Here is a 20,107-nt window from a genome sequence, read left to right on the forward strand (position 1 = left end):
GAGCCCATGAACGATGTCGTCGTGATCCTCGGCCAAACTCCCCTGACCTGGGGGCAGATCGTCATGGGCATGGCCGGGCTGAGCCTCGTCCTGCTCCTGCTCGTGACGATGCTTCTCCTGCGGACGCGCCGGGAGAGGGCCCTGGAGGCCGCCATTGCGGACGAGCGGGCACGGGAGATGGACGACAAGGTGGCCGAACTCACCCGCATCCAGTCGGAAATGACCGGACGGATGCGCACGATGGCCGAGGTCTTCGGCTCCCGCCAAAGCGATTTCGTCCGGATGATTTCGGAACGGATCGATGGATTGCAGCACCGGGTCGGGCAAGGGCTGGAGGCATCCACGCGTCACCAGACGGAAAATCTCTCGAAGCTCAACGAGCGTCTCGCCGTGATCGACGCGGCGCAGCAGAACCTGACGAGCCTCACCGGCGAGATCGTGGGTCTGAAGGACATTCTCTCCAACAAGCAGACCCGGGGCGCCTACGGACAGGGGCGGATGGAGGCGATCGTCCGCGACGGGCTTCCGTCCAATGCCTTCGAGTTCCAGGCGACCCTGTCGAACCGTACAAGGCCCGACTGCCTCGTGCGCCTGCCGGGCGACGAGCGCGGTCTCGTGATCGACGCCAAGTTCCCCCTGGAGGGTTTCACCCTCTTCCGGGAGTCCAAGGGCGATGAGGCGCGCAGCCGCGCGGCCGCCAAGGTTCGCAACGACATGCTCGTCCATGTGAAGGACATCGCGGAAAAGTACCTGATCCCGGGCGAGACCCAGGATATCGCCATGCTCTTCGTTCCGGCGGAATCGATCTATGCGGATCTGGCCGAACATTTCGACGATGTAGTCCAGAAGGCGCATCGCGCCCGCATCGTCATCGTGTCGCCGTCGCTTCTGACCCTCGCCATCCAGGTGATGCAGGCGCTCGTCCGTGATGCCCGCATCCGCGAGGAGGCGAGGGTGATCCAGGTCGAGGTGCAGAAGCTCCTGGAGGATGTGGTGCGCCTGGACGCCCGGGTGGCGAAGCTCGACACCCACTTCCGGCAGGCTCAGGAGGACGTGTCGCAGATCCGGGTCTCGGCCGACAAGATCGTCAAGCGCGGCCAGAAGATCGAGACCCTCGAATTCGACGAGGATGAGGCCGAGGCCCGGGCCGAGTGGCTGCGCCTTCAGGGTCGTAATCTCCGGGCCGTGGAATAAAAGGATCCGACATACGTTCATGAGCGTTGGCGCCGGGAACCGCCTTTCTCCCGCAACGTTCTTCCCACGCTGCACGAGACGCCATGGGATGATGGCGTTCGATGATCGGTACATCACGGATTTTGGGAAGGATTGCGCTATGGGCCTTTTCTCGAAGGACATCAAGTCTTTGGATGATCTCTTCATCCACACCCTGCAGGACATCTACTACGCCGAGCAGCAGATCACGAAGGCGCTGCCGGAGATGATCGAGAAGGCGAGCGACCCGCAGCTGAAGCAGGCGTTCCAGACCCATCTCGGCGAAACCCAGCAGCAGATCCAGATGGTCGAGCAGGTGTTCCGCATGCATGGCCACGACCCGAAGGGCGTGACCTGCCCGGCAATCGACGGCATCATCGACGAAGCCCAGGACATTGCCGGCGACATCGACGACCCGCAGGTTCTCGATGCGGCGCTCCTGGCCGCCGCGCAGGCCGTGGAGCACTACGAGATCACCCGCTACGGCACGCTCGTCGCCTGGGCGAAGCAGCTCGGCCGCGAAGATTGCGCCGGCGTCCTGCATCAGATCCTGGATCAGGAAAAGTCCACTGACCAGAAGCTCAACCGGATCGCCGAGAGCAAGATCAACACGAAGGCCGCATAGGGCCTTCGTTCGATGAAACGGAAATGGCCTCCGAAAGGGGGCCATTTTTATTTTGGCACTATGATCCCTCGCACGTCATCACCGGCCTCGTGCCGGTGATCTCGATCCGGAAGGCGCCGCGTTTCAAGCAATCGGGATGGCCGGGACAAGCCCGGCCATGACGTCGAGAGGTAGCGTCGATCCCGCCTCTACTTTACCGGCAACGCATAGGCGCGCAAAAACTCCGCCAGATCATTCGTGATGTAATCGATCTCCGGCGTCCGGACGGCCTCCTGTTCGAAGCTCTCCCGGAACGGGTCGAAGGTTTTGGGCACGATGAGCGTGGTCGTCATGCCGAGTTCGTGCGGAACCGTGAGGTTCTTGGCGATATCCTCGAACATGGCCGCGCGTGCCGGCTCCACCCCGTGCTTGTCGAGGAAGACTTCGTAGGCGCGCCGGTCGGGCTTGGGCACGAAGTTCGAGGCGGCGATGTCGAACACGTCCTCGAAATGGTCGAGGATGCCGATCTTCCTCGCCACGTTCTCCGCGTGCTTCCGGGAGCCGTTGGTGAGGATGAGCTTGCGGCCCGGCAGCTTCTCGATGGCGTCGCCCAGGCTTTGATTCAATTCGATATCCGTGTGGTCGATATCGTGGGCGAAGTCGAGGAAGTCGGCCGGGTCGATGTCGTGTTCCTCGATCAGCGCCCGCAAGGTCGTGCCATGCTTATGATAAAAGTACTTCTGCAGAGCTTTGGCAGAGAGACCGTCGATGCCGAACAGGTTTGCGACATAAAGCGTGATCCGCTCGTCGACCTGGGGCCAGACCCGCGAGGTGTGCGGATAGAGCGTATTGTCCAGGTCGAAGACCCACGTCTCCACATGCGCGAAGGGGCGGGATTCAGCGGACGACAGGTGGTTTTCGGCAGACGGCTTAACGTTCATGGATCCCAAAGACGACAATGGGGCCGTGCGGCCCCACTGACTAATATATAGGCTCTTTCGACCCATCCGTGAAGGGTGACGCTCTCCAGCATCGGACCCAAAAGTGGACTTGCACTTTTGGGATTCATCCGATGCTTCGTCTATCAATGAGAGCATCGTTCGGGCCGGAAAACCGGGTCCACTTTTCCGGACGATGCTCTACCCCCTCCGGATCAGCGTGCCTGCGCCATGGTCGGTGAACAGCTCCAGCAGGACCGCATGGGACACCTTGCCGTCGAGGATGACCACCGCTTCCACGCCCTTCTCCAAGGCATAGATGCAGGTCTCGATCTTCGGGATCATGCCGTCCGTGATGGTGCCGTCGGCGATCAGTCGGCGGCAATCCTCGATGGTCATCTCAGGGATAAGGTTCTTATTCTTGTCGAGAACGCCTGGAACGTCCGTGAGCAGCAGGAGGCGCTTGGCCGTCATGGCGCCGGCGATGGCGCCCGCGAAGGTGTCGGCATTGACGTTGTAGGTCTGGCCGTCATGCCCGGTCGCGACCGGGGCGAGGACGGGGATCAGCTCGGCCTGGAGAACCTGGTCCAGGACGGCGCGGTTCACATGCTCCGGCTCGCCGACGAAGCCGAGATCCACCACCTTCTCGATGTTGGAATCGGGATCGACGGCCGTACGGGTCACCTTCCGGGCGGTGACCATGTTGCCGTCCTTGCCGGAGAGGCCTACCGCCTTGCCGCCCTCGGCGCCGATCCAGCCGACGATCTGCTTGTTGATGGAGCCCGCGAGCACCATCTCGACGACCTCGACCGTGGCTTCGTCCGTGACGCGCAGGCCGCCCTTGAACTCGGACTTGATTCCGAGCTTTTCGAGCATCTTGCCGATCTGCGGCCCGCCGCCATGGACGATGATCGGCTTGATGCCCGATTGTTCGAGCAGGACCACGTCCTCGGCGAAGTCCTCGGCCGCGGCGCGGTCGCCCATGGCGTGGCCGCCATACTTGATCACCACCACCTGCTGGTCATAGCGCTGCATGTGCGGCAGGGCCTGCACGAGCACCTCCGCCTGCACATGAACGTCGGGAAGGGGGATGGACGGATCGGACATGAACGGCTCCGGCGCGGGGATCGGGATCAAACGGCCTGCCTTCTAGAGCATCGGACCCGAAAGTGGAATGCACTTTTGGGATCCATCCGATGCTTCGGCTTGGAAACTGGCGCATCGTCCGATGCGCTGGCTCAAGAACAGGCGGCTGCAAACAGGAGTTCAGGCTCTCAGGCGGAGAAGGGCCGAGATTCCGACCAGGAGCCAGCCCACCATGAGGAGGATGCCGCCCGTCGGCGCGGCCCTGGGGAAGAGCGCCACCCCGGAGAAGGCGCGGCGAGAAAGGTCGCCGCAGAACAGGATCAGGCCGAGAACCAGCACATAGCCGGCGATCTGGGCCAGCATGGGGTTCACGGCCCCGGCGCCCAGCAGGGCGACGAGGGCCAGTAGGGCAGGGGCGTGAAACAGCAGGAACTGCGCCGCCGTGGCGAGGTTTCCGCCCGTGATGTGAGCTGCGGCCGCCGACAGGCCGACACCGAGAAGGCCCGAGAGCGAGGCCAGGACGATCAGGATCCGGGCGGCGAGGTTCATCCCGCGCCTCTTTCACTCAGGAGCTTGGCGATCCCGGCGCGCAGCTCGGGGATGCCGAAGCCCGTGCGGCTCGACGTCGGCAGGATCTCGGGGAAGGCGGCGGCGCGCTTCTCGATCTTCTGGAGCGTGTCGGCCATGCGCTTGTCGAGCTCGTCCTTCTTCAGCTCATCGGCTTTCGTCAGGACGATCTGGTAGGAGACGGCGGCCGTGCCGAGGGTCTCGAGAACCGCCTCGTCCACCGGCTTGATGCCGTGGCGGGCGTCGATCAGCACGTAGACGCGGGCGAGGCTCGCGCGGCCGCGAAGGTAGTCGTGGATCAGTTGAGTCCAGGCCGCGACCTTCTGCTTGTCGACGGCCGCATAGCCGTAGCCGGGCATGTCGACCAGGTGGAAGCGGTCGTTGATGTTGAAGAAGTTGAGCTGCTGCGTGCGGCCCGGCGTATGCGACGTGCGGGCAAGCGTGTTGCGCCCGGTCAACGCATTCACGAGGCTCGACTTGCCGACATTGGAGCGGCCCGCGAAGGCGATCTCCACCTTGCTCATGGGCGGCAGGTTCTTCAGCGAGTTCGCGGCCCAGATGAAATCCGCCTCGCCGGCAAAGATCTTGCGGCCGATCTCGAGAAAGGGGTCGGTATCAGGTTCCATATCGGTCATGGGGTCCTTATCGGCGCTTGGTGACCGGAGTTCAAGGCACCTCGCTCAAGCTTTTCCGGCCGTCAGGGCGTCGAAGCCCAGAACGGTTCCGCCTTCGTGAGCTTCCTGGAGGCTTTTTCGGCCTGGGACAGGAGCTTGCGTTCGCGGTTTTTCGTGTCGCCGGCAGCCTTACGGACCCATTTTCGGAAGGGCGGGTCGAGCAGAGTTTTGCCCACTTCGATATCGTTTAGCTTGCCCAGCGTGTCCTGCAGGCCTTCGAGAAGGTCCAGCATCGCCTTGCGGCTCTTCCGCGCCGGAATGCCGGGAAACAGGGTGGCGAAGAACTCCACGCCGTAGCGCAGCTTCTTGATGCGGATACGAAGCTTGTGGCGGTCTTCCCCGTTCAGGTCGGCCATCCGCTTTGCGCCCTTCCGGATCCTCCGCCAGCGGAGCGAGAGTTCCTCGGCGGCCAGCGCCCGAGCAGGCAGTTCTCGCGCAGCCCTGGCGGACGGCTTGCTTCGCGTGAGCCACCGACCGGACTCGATCCATGTCGCGGCCTTCAGGATCGCCCGCATGAAGCGGGGCCTCGACAGGGTCTTCATGAGCCTTTCGAAGGTTTTTGCCCGCAGCCGTTCGGTTTCCTCCAGCACCTGCGGGCCCTTGTCCTGGTCGTCGGCCTTCCGCAGCCGCGCGACCAGTACGTCGAGGTCGCGGACCAAGCCGAGTTTCCTGCCCGCCCATCGAAGCTCGGTCCGGACGGTCTCGCTGTCCCGGTCCCGCAGCATCGGCCTAAACAGCGAGACGGCCGCATTGAGCCGCCTGAACCCGACCCGCATCTGATGCACCAGCTCGGGATCATTGCCCCGGCGCAGGAGCGCCTCGTTCCGGATGATCTGGGACAGGCAGGCACGCGCGATCGTCTGGAACGCTTCGGCGCACGAGGCCTGGGTCGGAATGACGATCCGGCCCGCCTTGACCGGTGCGCCGTCGGCCTGGCCGAGAAGCCGGTAGCCACGCTCTGATTTCGTCACCGGAGAGAGACGGAGCGGGAGGCTGTCGGCGAGATCGTCGGCCAGCGCGAAAAGGGCGGACGGGCTGCCCTCCTTCAATTCCAGCTCGACCTCGCAGAAATGCTCGGCACCGGCTTCGGTCGACGTTCTGGCCTCGTCCAGGGCGAGTTCGATCGTGGCGCCGTCGCGTTCGATCTCGAAGGCTTGGCGGTCCGTGTCCACGGTGAAAACAGGCTTCAGGCCTCGGCGGAGGTCATCCTTGGCCACGAGTGGAGCAAGGGGCGTGCCGGCGGCGGCCGCGAGATCGGGTCCATCGTCGACCGGGGTTTCCCATTCGCCCCGGTCGAGGGCGAGCCCCCGCGCCTTGCGTTCCGCCTTGATGGTCTGGGTACGGTGCCCGTCCCGCTGCCGGACCCGGAGGGTCAGTCCGGCCTTGTGCAGGGCGCAGTCCGGCGAATCGTAATAGACGGCGTGGAGGGCTCCGCCCTGGTCGGGGAGTGCCCGGGCCTGGGCCATCAGGGGATGGCGGAGGAGCTCGCCCGCGGTATCCGCGGCGAGTTCAAGCTTCAGCTCGATCTCGCTGGTCCTTTCATGGCCCGTCTTGTCCTGCCATCCGGCATTCATGGCCAACCGCATCTCCGGTTTCTTCTTAGGCCATCATGTAGAGCGATGCCCGACGAAAGCCACGTGGAAGATCTCTGGCAGGGCCTTTCAGACAGCGGCTACCAGAAATGTACCACTCTTCTCCAAAACCGGAGGAGTGCATTCGGGCTTTGCGCCGCCATGCTTGGTCGTCGTGACAATGACGAAAGCTCGAACATGACGGACGCCCCCATTCTCATCCGCTCGGTCGAGGTCCTCTCCGACGATTGGGCCATCCTCAAGAAATTTACGTTCGACTACCGGCGCCGGGACGGCAGCCTGGAGCGGCAGGTGCGGCAGACCTATGACCGCGGCCATGGCGCCGTGATCCTGCCCTACGATCCTGAGCGCGGCACGGTGCTGCTCGTCCGGCAGTTCCGGCTGCCCGCCTATGTGAGCGGCCACTCGGAGCCCCTGATCGAGGCCTGCGCGGGGCTCCTCGACAAGGATGACCCGGAAACCTGCATCCGCCGCGAGGCGGAGGAGGAGCTCGGCTACCGGCTGCGCGAGGCCGAGCCCGTCTTCCACGCCTTCATGAGCCCGGGCAGCGTGACCGAGAGACTCATGTTCTTCATCGCCCGATATTCGCCGGATGACCGCATCGGGCAGGGTGGGGGCGACAGGCATGAGGGGGAGGATATCGAGGTGCTGGAAATGGCGCTCGATGAAGCCCTCGGCATGGTCGATCAGGGTCGCATAATCGACGGCAAGACCATCATGCTGCTGCAGCACCTGAAGCTGAAAGGGCTTGTGGGAGACTGAGCCTCGTCGAGCGGGCAAAGAAAAACCCCGGGCTCAGCCCGGGGTTCTTTGTTGGTTTCGATCGGTTGCCGGTCAGCCCTTGGCGGGGCTGGCCTTGCGGCTGAAGGTCTTGCGCAGGTTGTCCCAGAGCTCGATCTTCACGCCGTTGCGGCGCATGATGAAGCCCTGCTGGGTGACCGAGAGGAGGTTGTTCCAGGCCCAGTAGATCACGAGGCCGGCCGGGAACGAGCCGAGCATGAAGGTGAAGATCACCGGCATCCAGGAGAAGACCTGCTTCTGCACCGGGTCCGGCGGCTCCGGGTTCATCTTCATCTGCAGCCACATGGTGAAGCCCATGATGATCGGCCAGACGCCGAGCATCAGGAAGTGGCCGATCACCGGCACGGCGCCCGGGTTGTAGGGCAGGAGGCCGAACAGGTTGAAGATCGAGGTCGGATCGGGTGCCGCGAGGTCGCGGATCCAGCCGAAGAACGGCGCATGGCGCATTTCGATGGTGACGAAGAGCACCTTGTAGAGCGCGAAGAACACCGGGATCTGGATCAGCACCGGCCAGCAACCGGCGACCGGGTTGATCTTCTCCTTGCGGTAGAGCTCCATCAGCGCCTGCTGCTGCTTCATCTTGTCGTCGGCATAGCGCTCGCGGATCGAGGCCATCTCCGGCTGCACCGCCTTCATCTTCGCCATGGACCGATAGGACTTGCTGGCGAGCGGGAAGAACAGGCCCTTCAGGATCACGGTCACGAGGAGGATCGCGATGCCGAAATTGCCGAACAGGCGGAAGAAGAAGTCCAGAACCTTAAAGAGCGGCTTGGTGATGAAGTAGAACCAGCCCCAATCGATCAGGAGATCGAAGTTCTTGATGTTCAGGGCGCTGTGATAGGCGTCGACGGTCGCGACTTCCTTGGCGCCGGCGAAGAGGCGCTGGGTCACTTCCGTGGTGGCGCCGGGCTGGAGCGTCTGGGACGCACCGGCCACGGTTGCCTGGTAGGTGCGATCCGCCGTCTGGCCCTGCTGCGACGTGAAGGAACCCTGGAAGGGCTGCGTCTGGTCGGGAATGACGGCCGCCGCCCAGTACTTGTCGGTGATGCCGAGGAAGCCGCCGGTAACCGAATCCCAGATCTGGCCGACCGTGCTGCCGCCCGAGATCGGCTCCTTCTTGTCCAGGTTCGCGTAGGTGACTTCCTGGAGGCCGTTGTCGCCGAGCACGCCGATCATGCCTTCGTGCAGCACGTAATAGCCGAGGGTCACGGGTTTTCCGTGGCGGGAGACGAGGCTGTAGGATTGCAGCGTCACGGGAGCCGAGCCCCGGTTCTCGACCGCATCCTTGACCGTGAACATGTACTTGTCGTCCACCGAGATCGTGCGGCGGAAGACCAGGCCCTGGTCGTTCTGCCAGGTCAGGGTCACGGGGCTGCCGGGAGTGAGCGAGGTCTTGTCGGCCGTCCAGACCGTGTTCTGGTTCGGCAGGCTGCCGGCCTGGGTGCCGATCCAGCCGAATTCCGCGTAATACGGGTTCTGGGTGCCGGTGGGCGACAGGAGCACGATGATCGGGCTCTTGGGGTCCACCGTCTCGCGGTAATGCTTGAGGGACACGTCGTCGACGCGACCGCCGCGCAGGTTGATCGAGCCGGAGATCGCCGGCGTGTCGATGGTGATGCGCGGCGAGGCGGCAAGCGCCGCCTCACGGGATTGAACGGTCGGGGCCGCCGGAGTGCTCGGGACGGTTCCCGGCACGGTCGGGGAGGCTCCGCCAGCCTGGCTCGGGCTCGCCGGCGGGTTCGGCGCCGTGGGGTTCACCTGCGTGGATTGCGCCTGCTGGGCGGCCTGCCGCTGCTTCTCGGCCTGAGGTGCCGCATAAAAGTATTGCCAGCCTAGCAAGATCGCCAGCGATAGCGCGATGGCGACGATGAGGTTTCTGTTGTCTTCACGCATGGGAATGTCCGCGACGCTCGCCGTTGGTGGGAGGTGAGGAAGGGGGCCGACGCTCTGCTGGCGGTGCGCTTCTCGGCTTGGTGACCGTCCGCAGCGCGCGTCTCAGATCGTCGATGAGCAGATCGAAATCGGCGGAGAGGATATCGCGTCGTCCAATGATGACGACGTCCGCATCGATATTCGCGTAATCCTGGACTGCCGCAGGAATGGCGGCCCGGAGCCGGCGCTTGATCCGGTTGCGTTCGGTGGCATGGCCGACACGCTTCGTGACCGTGAGGCCGAAGCGCAGGCCGAGGCCGGAGCCCTCGCGCAGCCGAGCCTGAACCGACATCCGCTCGGTATGAAAGCGGCGGCCAGAGGCCGCCGCGACGAAGTCAGGTCTTTTCGTCAGACGCCCGAGGCTTAGCTCTGCGCGAGGCTCGCGCATCGGGCAATCCTAGGCTGCTTACGCCGAAAGGCGCTTGCGGCCATGGGCGCGGCGAGCGGCAATGACCTTGCGGCCACCCTTGGTCGCCATGCGCGCACGGAAGCCGTGGCGGCGCTTGCGAACCAGCTTGCTCGGTTGATACGTCCTCTTCACGGCACATCTCCGGTCGAATGGGGCAGCGGTGCTCGATGGCTCGCGCCCGTCTGGTTAAATGGGGGTTGCCCCCGAAACTGTCTCGAAAAAACGATCAGCGCCCCAGAAGAGCGCTGTCAGCTTGCGGGCTTATGAAGGAACGGAGGGGCAAAGTCAACGCTGCTCTGGCCCTTATGCGGCAATCGGCCCGGCGATGACGCTTCACGCGCCAAAGTCCCGGCAAGCCCGTAGGCCCGCGCGCCGCCGGGCGCTAGATAGAGCCTGAAATCAGGGAGAAGTCGTGTTCGATCCGCAACGGAACCCCCATAGCCCAAAGGGAGCGGGCCGTCTCCTGCGCATGCTGCCGCTCGGGCTTCTCGTTCTGGTCGTGGGAGCCGTCTTCGCATCGGGCCTCCACCGATCCTTCACCTTCGAGACCTTCATGCACTATCAAGCCTGGCTGCAGGACCATGTCGCCGCCCATCGCCTGGCCATGCTCGGGTTGTTCGGTGCGATCTACGTGGCGGCGGTCACCCTTTCCCTGCCGGTTTCCGCTCTGCTGACGACCCTCGGCGGCTATCTGTTCGGCTGGGCGGTGGGCGGGCTTGCGGCCTCCGTGGCGGCCACCCTGGGCGCGACTGGCCTCTTTCTGATTGCCCGGACGTCCCTGGGAGGACCTCTCCTGCAGGGCGCGGGCTTTCGGATCCAGGCCCTCGCGGCGGGCTTTCGAAGGCAGGCTTTCTTCTATCTTCTTTCCCTGCGCCTCATTCCCGCAGTGCCTTTCTGGCTGACGAATCTCGCCGCGGCCTTCTTCGGCATGCCCGCGAGAACCTTCGTGCTGGCGACCCAATTGGGCATCCTGCCGGTATCTTTCGCTTTCGCCTTCGCCGGCTCGGGCCTCGACGAGGCGTTGTCCCTGCACGGGAAACTCCTGGCCGATTGCGTGGCGGCCGGTCGAAGCGATTGCACGGTGGACTTCGATCCCCGGAGCCTGTTGACGCCGGAGCTCCTGATCGCTCTAGCTATATTGGGAGTTCTGGCACTGGTGCCGGTCGCGCTGAAGAACCGGCGCAGGCGCATCGCCGACGAGAGTTGATGGTCGAGCAGGCAGGAATGAGGGCATCGGACCCGGAGGTGAACCACGCTTTCGGGGTTGCTCCATTCCTGTCACCCGTTATTCATCCCCATGTTGGGGGTGGCGGTGGCGTTTCTCGAATCGTCGGCCCACAATTCATGACCGCGGCGACCGGCCTTCAGGGTCCGCCGCCTGGAATGAAACGGGAATGAGCCGCGAGCCGACCACTCTCACAGGACGCATCCTGAGCCAGTTCGGGCTCTCCGCGCGCCTGCTCCTGCTGACCGTGCTCTTCGTGATGATCGCGGAAGTGCTCATCTATGTGCCCTCCGTGGCCAATTTCCGGCTGACTTGGCTGAACGACCGTCTGGCGGCGGCACAGATCGCCGCCATGGTTCTCGATGCCGCGCCCGAGGAAACCCTGTCGGAGGAACTGGAGCTGCGCCTCCTGCACGGGGTCGGCGCCAAGGCCATCGCCCTGAAGGGGGGCGGGCGGCGAAGCCTGCTGGCCTCGGGCGACATGCCGCCCGAAGTGAGCAAGACGGTCGATCTACGCGACACCAATTGGGTGACCCTGGTGCAGGACGCATTCTCCGTCCTCTTCAATCCGGCGGACAAGCCGATTCGCGTCATCGGAGCCGGCATGGGGGTGGAGTTCGTCGAGATGATCCTCGATCAGGCGCCCCTGCGCCATGCCATGATCAGGTTCTCGCGCAACATCCTGTTCCTGTCCCTGTTCATCTCCGGCATTACGGCGTTTCTCGTCTACCTCGCCCTGCAATGGGTGATCGTGCGTCCCGTGCGGCGGCTCACCGGTAACATCGCGGAATTCTCCAGCAATCCGGAGGATGCGTCACGGGTCATCCAGCCGACCGCCCGCGTCGACGAGATCGGTCTGGCCGAACAGGCGCTCGCCCGCATGGAGACGACGCTCGCCGACGAGCTGCGCCAGAAGCGCCGCCTGGCCCAGCTGGGGCTGGCGGTCAGCAAGATCAATCACGAGCTGCGCAACATGCTCACCACGGCGCAGCTCCTCACGGATCGTCTGGACAACGTGAGCGACGAGAGCGTCCAACGCATCGCCCCCAGGCTCGTCAACACCCTCGACCGGGCCATCGCCTTCTGCGAGACCACCCTGGCCTATGGCCGCGCCACGGAACCCCTGCCGCAGCGGCGTCTGACTCCCCTGGCGCCCCTGATCGCGGAACTGTCGAACCTCACGGACCTCGCGCCGGAGGTCGGCATCGCCTTCGACGCCAAGGTGCCCGATGACCTGATGGTCGATGCCGACCCGGACCAGCTCTCCCGGGTTCTGGTGAACGTGGTCCGCAATGCGGTCCAGGCCCTGAGCCAGACCGGATCGCCCGAGGGACGGCCCCGGATCGACGTGTCGGCTTCCCGAGAGGGCAGCACAGTGTGCATCCTCATCCAAGACAATGGCCCGGGCATTCCCGACCGGGCGAAGGCGACCCTGTTCACGCCCTTCCAGGGCTCGGCCCAGAAGGGGGGCACCGGCCTGGGGCTTCCCATCGCGGCGGAACTCGTTCAGCTCCACGGCGGGACGATCATGCTCGACGAGAGCCGCGGCAGGACTTGCTTCAAGATCTCGATTCCGGATCGGCCATCCTCGTCGGGATCAAACTGAAGCTTTCCGCACATCTTCTGCACGAAGAGGCTTGCCAAGCGGATCAGATGCCTCTATGTCAGCGGCCTCGGCGAACGTTGCTCCCCGCAACAACCGGCCGACAATGCGCCCGTAGCTCAGCTGGATAGAGCACCAGACTACGAATCTGGGGGTCAGAGGTTCGAATCCTTTCGGGCGCGCCATTTTCCTCTCTACAATCGACGAAGACGAGAGTTCGATGCTCGGTTCCTGAGTGTCTGAATGCTTTCGCGCTCCCCGCGTCATCGCCAGCCTGACGCCGGCCATCCACCTCTTTATGCCAACTCTCCGCCCTCATCTGAGGAGGCGCGTAGCGCCGTCTCGAAGGAGGATCCAGTGCACTCCGAAATATCCTTCGAGACGCAGCTTCGCCGCTCCTCAGGATGAGGGGGAGGGTGTTTCGTGAGAGCCTCGATCCCGACTCCGGGATCGGCGTCAGCACGAGACCCCTTGAGCGTCATCCAGGCCTTGAGGGTTCTAAACCTCGGCCGCCGGAGTTATGCCGAGGTCATTGAGCTTGGCTCGAACCTCCGTGACCGACCGTTTCAGCTTCAGGCTGATCACCGAGACCGGGGCTCCTTCCCGAGCGAGGGACAGAAGGGCTTGGACGGCCTCGTAACTCCAATGGTCTCCGGCGGGATTCATGGTGTGCTTCTCCCTTTGAACGAAGCGCAAGCGTCCGTCGCAAGTGCGGCGAGATGATGAAATGGCGGTTTGGGAAACGCTTCCGCCGCAACCTTAGCCGAGGATGCGCGTTCCTTGTGGAGGCAACGCACACCAAGGACCGCAACATGAGCATTCTCTGGACCATCATCATCGGCTTCGTGGCAGGTATAATCGCTAAATGGATCATGCCCGGACGGAACGAACCCTCCGGCTTCATCATGACGACCATCCTCGGCATCGTCGGTGCCGTGGTCGCCACCTATCTCGGGCAGGCACTGGGCTGGTACCGGGCCGACGAGGGCGCCGGCTTCATCGGTGCCATCGTGGGCGCCATCATCGTGCTCTTCATCTATGGCCTGATCGTCGGACGCCGCTCGTCGACGTCGTCGTACTGATCGGTTCCAGGATCGAGATCAAAGCATCGGACGTGAATTCGAATGCACGTCCGATGCTTTAGTTTTTGTTCTTCGCATCTATTCACGCAAAACCGGTTCCCACTTTTGCGTTCGACGCTCTAACGCCAAGGGCCACAGCGAGACTGTGGCCCTTCTTGCATGACGAGATCCCGAAAGCGGTGTCCGCTTCCGGGTCTGATGTTTTAGCCGTGATGAGCGATGCGGTCCTGATCGTGCGAGCCCATGAGGGCCGCCTTGACGGGGCAATTGCCCACATAGCCGCGCCAGGCGAGATAGGAGCCGCCTGCAAGCGCGAGGATGTTCAGGAGGGGGTTGGGGCGCGGTTTGGCGGCGGCCGCCGCAAGGCCGAGGCCGGCCAGCATATAGGCCCCACGCTCGACCGTGCTGAGGTTGGGCTCTCCGTCCATCATGTTCGACACGTCGGTTCTCCTTGATTGATCTTGGCCGAACGCGACGCGAAGCCGTGTTGTTCCTCGCAAAACAAGAGCTGCGAAACGGCAGGAACCCCGAAGCTTGACCTTCGTTGAGTCCACGCCCAACGAAGGAGTTATCACGATGGCAGCCAAGGAAAAGACCCTGAACGACCTGTTCCTTCATACCCTGAAGGACGTCTACTATGCCGAGAAGCAGATCCTGAAGGCTCTGCCGCGGATGGCGAAGAACGCCGATTCGGAAGAGCTGAAGCAGGCCTTCGAGACCCATCGCGAAGAAACCGAAGGCCAGATCGAGCGTCTGGAGAAGGTGTTCGAGATGCTCGGCAAGCCGGCTCGCGGCGTGCAGTGCGAAGCCATCAACGGCATCATCGAGGAAGGCAAGGAAGTCATGGAGGACTTCGCCGACAGCGAGGCTCTCGATGCCGGCATCCTGGCCGCCGCGCAGGCCGTCGAGCATTACGAGATCACCCGCTACGGCTCTCTGAAGACCTGGGCCGGCGAGCTGGGCCTGAACGACGCAATGAAGCTTCTCGACCAGAACCTCGAAGAGGAGAAGAAGACCGACAAGCTGCTGACCCAGCTTGCCGAGGCGCGCGTGAACATCAAGGCCGCCTAAGTCGCACTTTCAAAAGGAGGCCTCGCGCTCGCGCAGCGCTAGGCCTTCCTGTTGGAGGCACAGCCTCAATGCCGATGAGCCGGATCCGGTGCGACCTTCGTGTCCAGGGTCAGGCGCATGGATCCCGACGGCGTGATCTCGAGCGAGGCTCTCATCGTGTCGGGGTATTCCACCAGATGCAGGAAGGCCAGAAGCCTCAGGCGCACGATGGCGGGAAATTGCTCCAGGCAATGCACCATGTTCCGGGACGCGCGATCGATCAGCTCGTCCTGGACGATGCAGGCGAGGGGAGGATTCTCTTCAGGCAGCGACATGCGGCACCCGTTCCAGGACAGGGGACATCTGGGCATCGCGGACGAGCATCGAGCCGCGCAATCCGGCGAGGCGGACAACCTTCTCCAGGCTCTCCCGAGAAATCGTGATCGCCGCCGCGATGCAGGGCTGGCCTTCGATCATGGTCGGAAGGCCGAGGGGCTTCACCTTGAAGCCGGCCTGCTGCCAGCGGGGCAGCCACCACATCTCGACCACCGCCGTGAGCTCCGTGATGCCTTCCTCCAGGCAGAACTGCTGCACGGCCGCGAGAAGGCGGCAATCCGTTCGTCCCATGCGCCGTTCCTTGACGACGAAGTATCGCGTCCACTCGAAGATGTGGTCGGCCCGGGGAAGGCCCCGTTGCGCCATGTGGCCGAAGACCTCGCTCAGCATGTGGGGCAGAGCGGTCGGGTAGAGCCTCTGCCCCCCTACCACCCGGTCCTGGTCGATGGCGAGGAGGTAGACCGCGTTGCCGTTGTCGTAGACATCGATCTCGCGTCCATCGGGGCGGTGCAGGTCGCGCCATCCACGCTCCTTGACGAAGACCTCATGCCGGAGGCGGAAGTATTCTTCCAATCTTCCATGGTATAAATGCTCGTTTTCCTTGGAAATCACATGAATTTTCGTCATCGGATGCCGTTCCCCCTTATTTATCAAGGGGGAATTCTTCCCGCGTTCGACTGAAGAAAGATATTGTAGGAAATTACAGGTGAGGCTTCACAGCCGGATCAGCTTGTACTGGAGCGCCCGTGCCACGGCCTGTGTCTTGTTGACCGCTTCGAGCTTCTGGCAGGCGCTGACGATGTGGGCCGTGACCGTGCGCTCGGTGATGCCGAGGATCTCGCCCGTGTCCGCTGCCGATTTCCCGGCTGCGGCCCAGATCAGGGTTTCGCGCTCGCGGGGCGTGAGCAGGCTCGGGCCGATCGGCGGCTGGGCCTCGAACAGCCGCCGGGCGCGCTCGAAGGCATACATGGCCATCAGGTGAAGGGCGGGCTTCGTCCGAGGGGAGAGGTCCAGGTCCACGCCGCTCATGGAAAAGCAGGCCTCGTAGCCGTTGATCCCATGAATGGGCAGGCAGAAGCCGTCCCGCATCCGGAAATCCGTGGCCCGGTCCATGACCTCGGCGGCCTTCCGCTCCGTCGCACGGTTGTAGGGCGCCTCCGACCACTCGAAGGGCTGGGTGGTGTTCTTGCAAAGGCGGATGATCGGATCCGACCTCACGTAATCCTGCTTGGCATAGATATCGAACCAGCCCATGGGCCACTTCTTGAGCAGGACGACCTGTTCGAAACGCTCCTTCGGGTTCGGCAGGCCCGTCATGATGAAGTTTTCGAAACCGAAGAGGGAAAAGGTCCGTGCGACCGCCTCCACCACGTCGTCCGGGCTGGTCAGGTCATCGAGGCTGTCGATGAACGCGAAGGCTTCCGTCGCATAGTCGAAGGCGCGGCCGCTCAAGGGCATCTCCGAGAGATATACAACCTACATGATATTTAGTAACATGATGCAACCGCTAGGTTAATCCTAGCCTCATGCTACCAAAGGTTATACAATTCGCGTAAGGAGTACAAGATAGCCAGAGGCAGGAGCGCTCTTTGCAGAAGAAGTCACCCAACGAGGTCGATCGGCATATCGGCAGCCGTGTCAGGGCAAGGCGGATCATGCTCGGGATGAGCCAGGAGAAGCTTGCCGATGCCTTGGGGCTCACGTTCCAGCAGGTCCAGAAATATGAGAAGGGTGCGAACCGCATCGGCGCGAGCCGTCTGCTCCACATCGCGGGGATATTGGACGTGAGCTTCGAGTTCTTCTTCGAGGGGATTCCCGGCCTGCGCGCGGGCGGGTTCTCCGACGACAGTCTGGTGGCCGAGTTTCTGACGCGCTCGGACAGCGACCGCCTCGTGCGCGGCTTCCTTAAACTGAAGGACGAGGAGGCCCGACGCAAGGTGGCTGACCTCGTCGACTGGCTCGCATCGGCCGGGTAGGGCAGCTGAGCGGCTGTCTCTCCGGCAAGAAGACCTCAGCCTCTAAAGCATTGAGCATGGGAGACCTTCGGAACCTGCCGCGCTTCTAATGGTTACTCACTCACGATTGAAAGAGGTTGACCATGGGCGTGGGACAGCAGAACACCGACAGGCAGCAGGACAACGGCAACGAGGATTGGGATGCGCTCAAGGGGGATGTCGGCAACATCGCGGACGCCGCAGTTGAGCGCAGCCGGTACTTCATCGATTCCGCCCGGGAGCAGGCGACCGATTACGTCGACCGCCGCAAGGACGATATTGCGCAGTCTGTTGCCGATTTCGCCAACTCCTTGCGCGAATCCACTCATTCCTTCGACGAGCGGCCGAATATCCGCGCCGTCGTCGACACGGCGGCCGAAGGATTGGAGCAGCTTGCGGGATCCATTCGCGAGCGCACCTTCGCGGATTTCTTCAACGACTTCGAAGACGTCGTCCGCCGTCGTCCGGCAACCGTGGCGGCCGCATCCGTCGCCATAGGCTTCCTGGCCGCACGCTTCATCAAGAGCACGGCGGAGGATCTTCGCTATGACGACGTGCGTGCAAGCCAAGCTCAGAATGCACGGTCGCGTGCGCAGCAGGCCCAGCGCTCGCGCTCCGGCGCCTGACGGAGGTCGTCATGCAGGGCAACGGCAACCAAACGATCCAGGGTCTCGTGGGTGAGGCGCTGCGGGAATCGACCGATCTCGCACAGAAGGAATTCACGCTCTTCAAGACCGAGGTATCCCAGAACATCCGCACGCTTTTCATGGGACTCGCCATGGTGGTCGTGGCGGCGATCTTCGCCATCGCTGCCGTCATGCTGCTGACCGACTCCCTGGTGAAGTGGCTGGCGACCGTCGTCCATTCGGAAGCGCTCGCCGCGCTCATCGTCGGCGGCGTGCTGGCCGTGATCGCCATCGGCCTCGGGCTGTGGGGACGCAGCGCCATGTCGTCGTCCACGCTCACGCCGAAGCGGACGATGCACTCGCTCAAGCGCGATGCGGAAGTCCTGTCGGAAAGGGGTGCATGATGACGTCACAGAATCTGCAGGAACTGGAGAGCGACATCGAGCGCAGTCGCGCTCAGCTCGACCAGACCATCGATCGTCTCCAGAACAAGATGACGGTCTCCGGTGTGGTCGATGACATGCTCGGCACCGCCAGAAACGGCCAGTATGGGCCGCTTTACGACAAGGTTCTGGACACGGTCAGACGCAATCCCGTGCCGGTCATGCTGATCGCCATGGGCGTTGGGCTTCTCGCCTATCGACTCGGTCGGTCCGTCGCGCCTCGGAGAACCCGTCTGATCGCGGCCGATGAGGATCTGATCACGGAAGAGCATCTTCTGATGGAGGCGGAGGATCCCCGCCTCTACGGCGCAGAGGCCGCGTCGCTGAACACGTCCGATCCGATGTTCGAGCGCCCGGGCACGAGTTCCCGATTTTGATGGATGAAACAGGAGTTTTCCATGGCCAATAGCAAGAACGAAACCGGCAAGCCGAGCGGAGCTCAGTCGGGCACGACAGGAAACGTTTCTGCCGGAACGTCGGTGGGCAATATCGGCGAGCCGCCGATGCCGCAGTCGCATGAGCAGCGGTCGACCCAAGGTTCCGGAGCTCAAGGCTCCGGCGCGACCGGCGGCAATCAGGCGTCGGGCCAGCAGAAGGGTCAATCCTCCCAGCAGAATGCGCAGTCTCAGGGCGAATCGATCACAGACAAGGCTCAGCAGGCTGCGGATCAGGCGCGGCAGAAGGCGGGAGAGGCCTATGAGGGTGCTTCCGACTGGGCACGCGACACCTATGAGCGTGCCTCTCACTGGGCCTCGGACACCTATGAAGGTCAGCGCCGTCGCATGAACCAGATGGGCGGGCGGTCAGCTCGCGCCTTCGGTAACGCCCGTGGTGGCGTCCAGAGCTACGTGTCCGAGAACCCGATGGTCGTCGGCCTTGTGGGCCTTGCCGCGGGCCTTCTTCTGGGCGCCCTGCTGCCGCGCACCCGTCGCGAGAACGAGATGTTCGGCGAATGGGCGGACGAGGTTCGTAACCAGGGGCTTCGCTATGCCCGCGATGCCGCCAACCGCGGCCGCGAGTATGTCGAGGATACCTTCAGCGGCGATGAAGCGCGCTTCAGCCGGCACGAGAGCGAGTTCAACGGTCAGCGCGATGCCAATCGCCATTGATGCTTGATCGGTCGGACCGAAACGAGAAGCGCCGGCTTAGGCCGGCGTTTTTCATTGGCGCAGAAGATGCGTGAGACGTTGATCTGACAGCTGATCAAGCGGGCGCGCAAAAATAACAACGGCCACGGCGAGATGATGTGCGTACATCCGGCATCATCATCTCGGCATCGTGACCGCTTCTGGCAGACGATTGTTCCGCCAGGTTGACATCGAGATAGGAATGAAGCCTCGGGTTTCAAGTGCCATATGGCACCTGCACTCGCGGAGTTTCGATTTCTTAACCGTAATCCTCCAAAAAATCGGTTTGACGAAGTTCACGCTGGAACGAGCCGCTGTCGAACTTGTTGCTCTTGCACAAGGAAAAGATTTCCTATCGCCGAGTCTTCTGGGAGAGTTGTGATCCCGTCGAAGGATTGGGTGCTGGAGTTGGGTATGCGTATTCTGATCCTGGAAGACGATCCGTGGATTGCGACCGACCTGCAGGCGATCCTCGAGGCGGACGGGCACGAGATCGTCGATTCCTTAAGTTCCCTCGACGAAGCCTACCGGCATCTCGATGATGAGTTCGATTGCGCGCTGCTCGACATCGATGTGATCGGCGGCAAGAGTTTCGGCGTGGCGGAAGCTCTCGCCCAGCGGCGGATCCCTTTCGTCTTCGTATCGGCGTCCCAGCCCTCCGACCTGCCTCAAGCCCTCCAGCAGGCGGCGTTCGTGGCAAAGCCTTTCGAGGAGCGGACGCTTCTCGAATCTGTCGATCATCTCTCCCTCAACCGCTTGCCTTGCTGACGGCATCGCAGGAACCTGTCGCGACCTGATGGCGTCAT

General features: G+C 63.2%; 26 protein-coding genes and 1 tRNA gene. 14 read left to right on the forward strand and 13 right to left on the reverse strand.

The window, feature by feature from the left end:
- Nucleotides 1-6 precede the first annotated feature (6 nt).
- Both DDF70_RS09835 and DDF70_RS09840 read left to right on the forward strand, forming a co-directional pair.
- Complete coding sequence (locus DDF70_RS09835; protein ID WP_114944693.1) at nt 7-1,194, forward strand: DNA recombination protein RmuC; 1,188 nt, start codon at nt 7-9, stop codon at nt 1,192-1,194.
- 139 nt (nt 1,195-1,333) lie between these two features.
- Entirely contained in the window at nt 1,334-1,837 is a 504-nt protein-coding gene (locus DDF70_RS09840) for a YciE/YciF ferroxidase family protein (RefSeq protein ID WP_114944743.1), read from the forward strand.
- Nucleotides 1,838-2,025: 188 nt separating this feature from the next.
- On the opposite strand, the gene DDF70_RS09845 is transcribed toward DDF70_RS09840, so the two are convergent.
- The 5 genes from DDF70_RS09845 to DDF70_RS09865 form a co-directional block, all read right to left on the reverse strand.
- The gene (locus tag DDF70_RS09845) at nt 2,026-2,757 is read right to left on the reverse strand and encodes a pyrimidine 5'-nucleotidase (RefSeq protein WP_114944694.1); all 732 of its coding nucleotides are present in this window, start codon (nt 2,755-2,757) and stop codon (nt 2,026-2,028) included.
- Between the two features lie 198 nt (nt 2,758-2,955).
- Nucleotides 2,956-3,861 (reverse strand): acetylglutamate kinase, encoded by a 906-nt coding sequence (gene argB / locus DDF70_RS09850; protein WP_114944695.1) that lies wholly within the window; start codon nt 3,859-3,861, stop codon nt 2,956-2,958.
- Between the two features lie 159 nt (nt 3,862-4,020).
- Nucleotides 4,021-4,389 (reverse strand): DUF423 domain-containing protein, encoded by a 369-nt coding sequence (locus DDF70_RS09855; protein ID WP_114944696.1) that lies wholly within the window; start codon nt 4,387-4,389, stop codon nt 4,021-4,023.
- Nucleotides 4,386-5,042 (reverse strand): ribosome biogenesis GTP-binding protein YihA/YsxC, encoded by a 657-nt coding sequence (gene yihA, locus DDF70_RS09860; RefSeq protein ID WP_114944697.1) that lies wholly within the window; start codon nt 5,040-5,042, stop codon nt 4,386-4,388. Before yihA ends, DDF70_RS09855 begins: the two co-directional genes overlap by 4 nt.
- Before the next feature lie 62 nt (nt 5,043-5,104).
- A complete protein-coding gene (locus DDF70_RS09865; protein ID WP_162820319.1) occupies nt 5,105-6,655 on the reverse strand; it encodes a CYTH and CHAD domain-containing protein in 1,551 nt (516 codons plus the stop codon).
- 195 nt (nt 6,656-6,850) lie between these two features.
- On the opposite strand from DDF70_RS09865, the gene DDF70_RS09870 reads away from it, so the two are divergent.
- Complete coding sequence (locus DDF70_RS09870; RefSeq protein ID WP_114944744.1) at nt 6,851-7,435, forward strand: NUDIX domain-containing protein; 585 nt, start codon at nt 6,851-6,853, stop codon at nt 7,433-7,435.
- A 72-nt stretch (nt 7,436-7,507) separates the two neighbouring features.
- On the opposite strand, the gene yidC is transcribed toward DDF70_RS09870, so the two are convergent.
- From yidC to rpmH, 3 genes are read right to left on the reverse strand one after another with little or no spacing between them, the layout of a single operon-like run.
- On the reverse strand, nt 7,508-9,367 hold the full coding sequence (gene yidC / locus DDF70_RS09875; RefSeq protein WP_114944699.1) for a membrane protein insertase YidC: 1,860 nt from the start codon (nt 9,365-9,367) through the stop codon (nt 7,508-7,510).
- Nucleotides 9,360-9,794, reverse strand: a complete 435-nt coding sequence (rnpA, locus tag DDF70_RS09880) for a ribonuclease P protein component (protein ID WP_114944700.1) — start codon at nt 9,792-9,794, stop codon at nt 9,360-9,362. Before rnpA ends, yidC begins: the two co-directional genes overlap by 8 nt.
- An 18-nt stretch (nt 9,795-9,812) precedes the next feature.
- The gene (rpmH, locus tag DDF70_RS09885; RefSeq protein WP_027314822.1) at nt 9,813-9,947 is read right to left on the reverse strand and encodes a 50S ribosomal protein L34; all 135 of its coding nucleotides are present in this window, start codon (nt 9,945-9,947) and stop codon (nt 9,813-9,815) included.
- A gap of 280 nt (nt 9,948-10,227) precedes the next feature.
- On the opposite strand from rpmH, the gene DDF70_RS09890 reads away from it, so the two are divergent.
- The 3 genes from DDF70_RS09890 to DDF70_RS09900 all read left to right on the forward strand — a co-directional run bounded on the left by DDF70_RS09890 (nt 10,228) and on the right by DDF70_RS09900 (nt 12,828).
- Nucleotides 10,228-11,022: a TVP38/TMEM64 family protein gene (locus tag DDF70_RS09890; protein WP_162820320.1), complete on the forward strand. Its 795-nt coding sequence runs from the start codon at nt 10,228-10,230 to the stop codon at nt 11,020-11,022.
- Between the two features lie 187 nt (nt 11,023-11,209).
- Nucleotides 11,210-12,646, forward strand: coding sequence for a sensor histidine kinase (locus DDF70_RS09895; RefSeq protein WP_114944702.1), 1,437 nt, complete (start codon nt 11,210-11,212; stop codon nt 12,644-12,646).
- Nucleotides 12,647-12,751: 105 nt separating this feature from the next.
- A tRNA-Arg gene (locus DDF70_RS09900) sits at nt 12,752-12,828 on the forward strand.
- 313 nt (nt 12,829-13,141) lie between these two features.
- Here DDF70_RS09900 and DDF70_RS37350 read toward each other — a convergent pair.
- Nucleotides 13,142-13,309, reverse strand: a complete 168-nt coding sequence (locus DDF70_RS37350; RefSeq protein WP_170316050.1) for a hypothetical protein — start codon at nt 13,307-13,309, stop codon at nt 13,142-13,144.
- Nucleotides 13,310-13,455: 146 nt separating this feature from the next.
- Here DDF70_RS37350 and DDF70_RS09905 point away from each other — a divergent pair, with 146 nt between their 5' ends.
- Entirely contained in the window at nt 13,456-13,725 is a 270-nt protein-coding gene (locus DDF70_RS09905) for a GlsB/YeaQ/YmgE family stress response membrane protein (protein WP_114944745.1), read from the forward strand.
- Nucleotides 13,726-13,928: 203 nt separating this feature from the next.
- Here DDF70_RS09905 and DDF70_RS09910 read toward each other — a convergent pair whose 3' ends face one another.
- On the reverse strand, nt 13,929-14,156 hold the full coding sequence (locus DDF70_RS09910) for a YgaP-like transmembrane domain (RefSeq protein WP_114944746.1): 228 nt from the start codon (nt 14,154-14,156) through the stop codon (nt 13,929-13,931).
- Nucleotides 14,157-14,301: 145 nt separating this feature from the next.
- Here DDF70_RS09910 and DDF70_RS09915 point away from each other — a divergent pair, with 145 nt between their 5' ends.
- A complete protein-coding gene (locus tag DDF70_RS09915) occupies nt 14,302-14,796 on the forward strand; it encodes a YciE/YciF ferroxidase family protein (RefSeq protein ID WP_114944747.1) in 495 nt (164 codons plus the stop codon).
- 65 nt (nt 14,797-14,861) lie between these two features.
- Here the strand turns inward: DDF70_RS09915 and DDF70_RS09920 are convergent, their stop codons facing one another.
- The 3 genes from DDF70_RS09920 to DDF70_RS09930 all read right to left on the reverse strand — a co-directional run bounded on the left by DDF70_RS09920 (nt 14,862) and on the right by DDF70_RS09930 (nt 16,563).
- Nucleotides 14,862-15,110: a hypothetical protein gene (locus DDF70_RS09920; protein ID WP_114944703.1), complete on the reverse strand. Its 249-nt coding sequence runs from the start codon at nt 15,108-15,110 to the stop codon at nt 14,862-14,864.
- Nucleotides 15,097-15,738: an acyl-homoserine-lactone synthase gene (locus DDF70_RS09925; protein WP_114944704.1), complete on the reverse strand. Its 642-nt coding sequence runs from the start codon at nt 15,736-15,738 to the stop codon at nt 15,097-15,099. Before DDF70_RS09925 ends, DDF70_RS09920 begins: the two co-directional genes overlap by 14 nt.
- A gap of 87 nt (nt 15,739-15,825) precedes the next feature.
- On the reverse strand, nt 15,826-16,563 hold the full coding sequence (locus DDF70_RS09930) for a helix-turn-helix transcriptional regulator (RefSeq protein ID WP_114944705.1): 738 nt from the start codon (nt 16,561-16,563) through the stop codon (nt 15,826-15,828).
- A gap of 137 nt (nt 16,564-16,700) precedes the next feature.
- On the opposite strand from DDF70_RS09930, the gene DDF70_RS09935 reads away from it, so the two are divergent.
- The 6 genes from DDF70_RS09935 to DDF70_RS09960 all read left to right on the forward strand — a co-directional run bounded on the left by DDF70_RS09935 (nt 16,701) and on the right by DDF70_RS09960 (nt 20,069).
- Nucleotides 16,701-17,087, forward strand: coding sequence for a helix-turn-helix domain-containing protein (locus tag DDF70_RS09935; protein WP_114944706.1), 387 nt, complete (start codon nt 16,701-16,703; stop codon nt 17,085-17,087).
- Nucleotides 17,088-17,209: 122 nt separating this feature from the next.
- A complete protein-coding gene (locus tag DDF70_RS09940; RefSeq protein WP_205772412.1) occupies nt 17,210-17,731 on the forward strand; it encodes a uroporphyrinogen decarboxylase/cobalamine-independent methonine synthase family protein in 522 nt (173 codons plus the stop codon).
- An 11-nt stretch (nt 17,732-17,742) separates the two neighbouring features.
- Nucleotides 17,743-18,135 (forward strand): phage holin family protein, encoded by a 393-nt coding sequence (locus DDF70_RS09945; protein ID WP_114944707.1) that lies wholly within the window; start codon nt 17,743-17,745, stop codon nt 18,133-18,135.
- Nucleotides 18,132-18,551: a DUF3618 domain-containing protein gene (locus tag DDF70_RS09950; protein WP_114944708.1), complete on the forward strand. Its 420-nt coding sequence runs from the start codon at nt 18,132-18,134 to the stop codon at nt 18,549-18,551. The genes DDF70_RS09945 and DDF70_RS09950 overlap by 4 nt, the downstream gene beginning before the upstream one ends.
- A 21-nt stretch (nt 18,552-18,572) precedes the next feature.
- Entirely contained in the window at nt 18,573-19,283 is a 711-nt protein-coding gene (locus DDF70_RS37465; protein WP_205772413.1) for a hypothetical protein, read from the forward strand.
- Between the two features lie 432 nt (nt 19,284-19,715).
- Nucleotides 19,716-20,069 carry a response regulator gene (locus tag DDF70_RS09960; RefSeq protein WP_162820322.1) on the forward strand — a complete coding sequence of 118 codons (354 nt, stop codon included), beginning with the start codon at nt 19,716-19,718 and terminating at the stop codon, nt 20,067-20,069.
- Nucleotides 20,070-20,107 lie beyond the last annotated feature (38 nt).

Origin of the sequence: Microvirga calopogonii, from assembly GCF_003347665.1 — a bacterium.
GTDB classification, from domain to species: domain Bacteria; phylum Pseudomonadota; class Alphaproteobacteria; order Rhizobiales; family Beijerinckiaceae; genus Microvirga; species Microvirga calopogonii.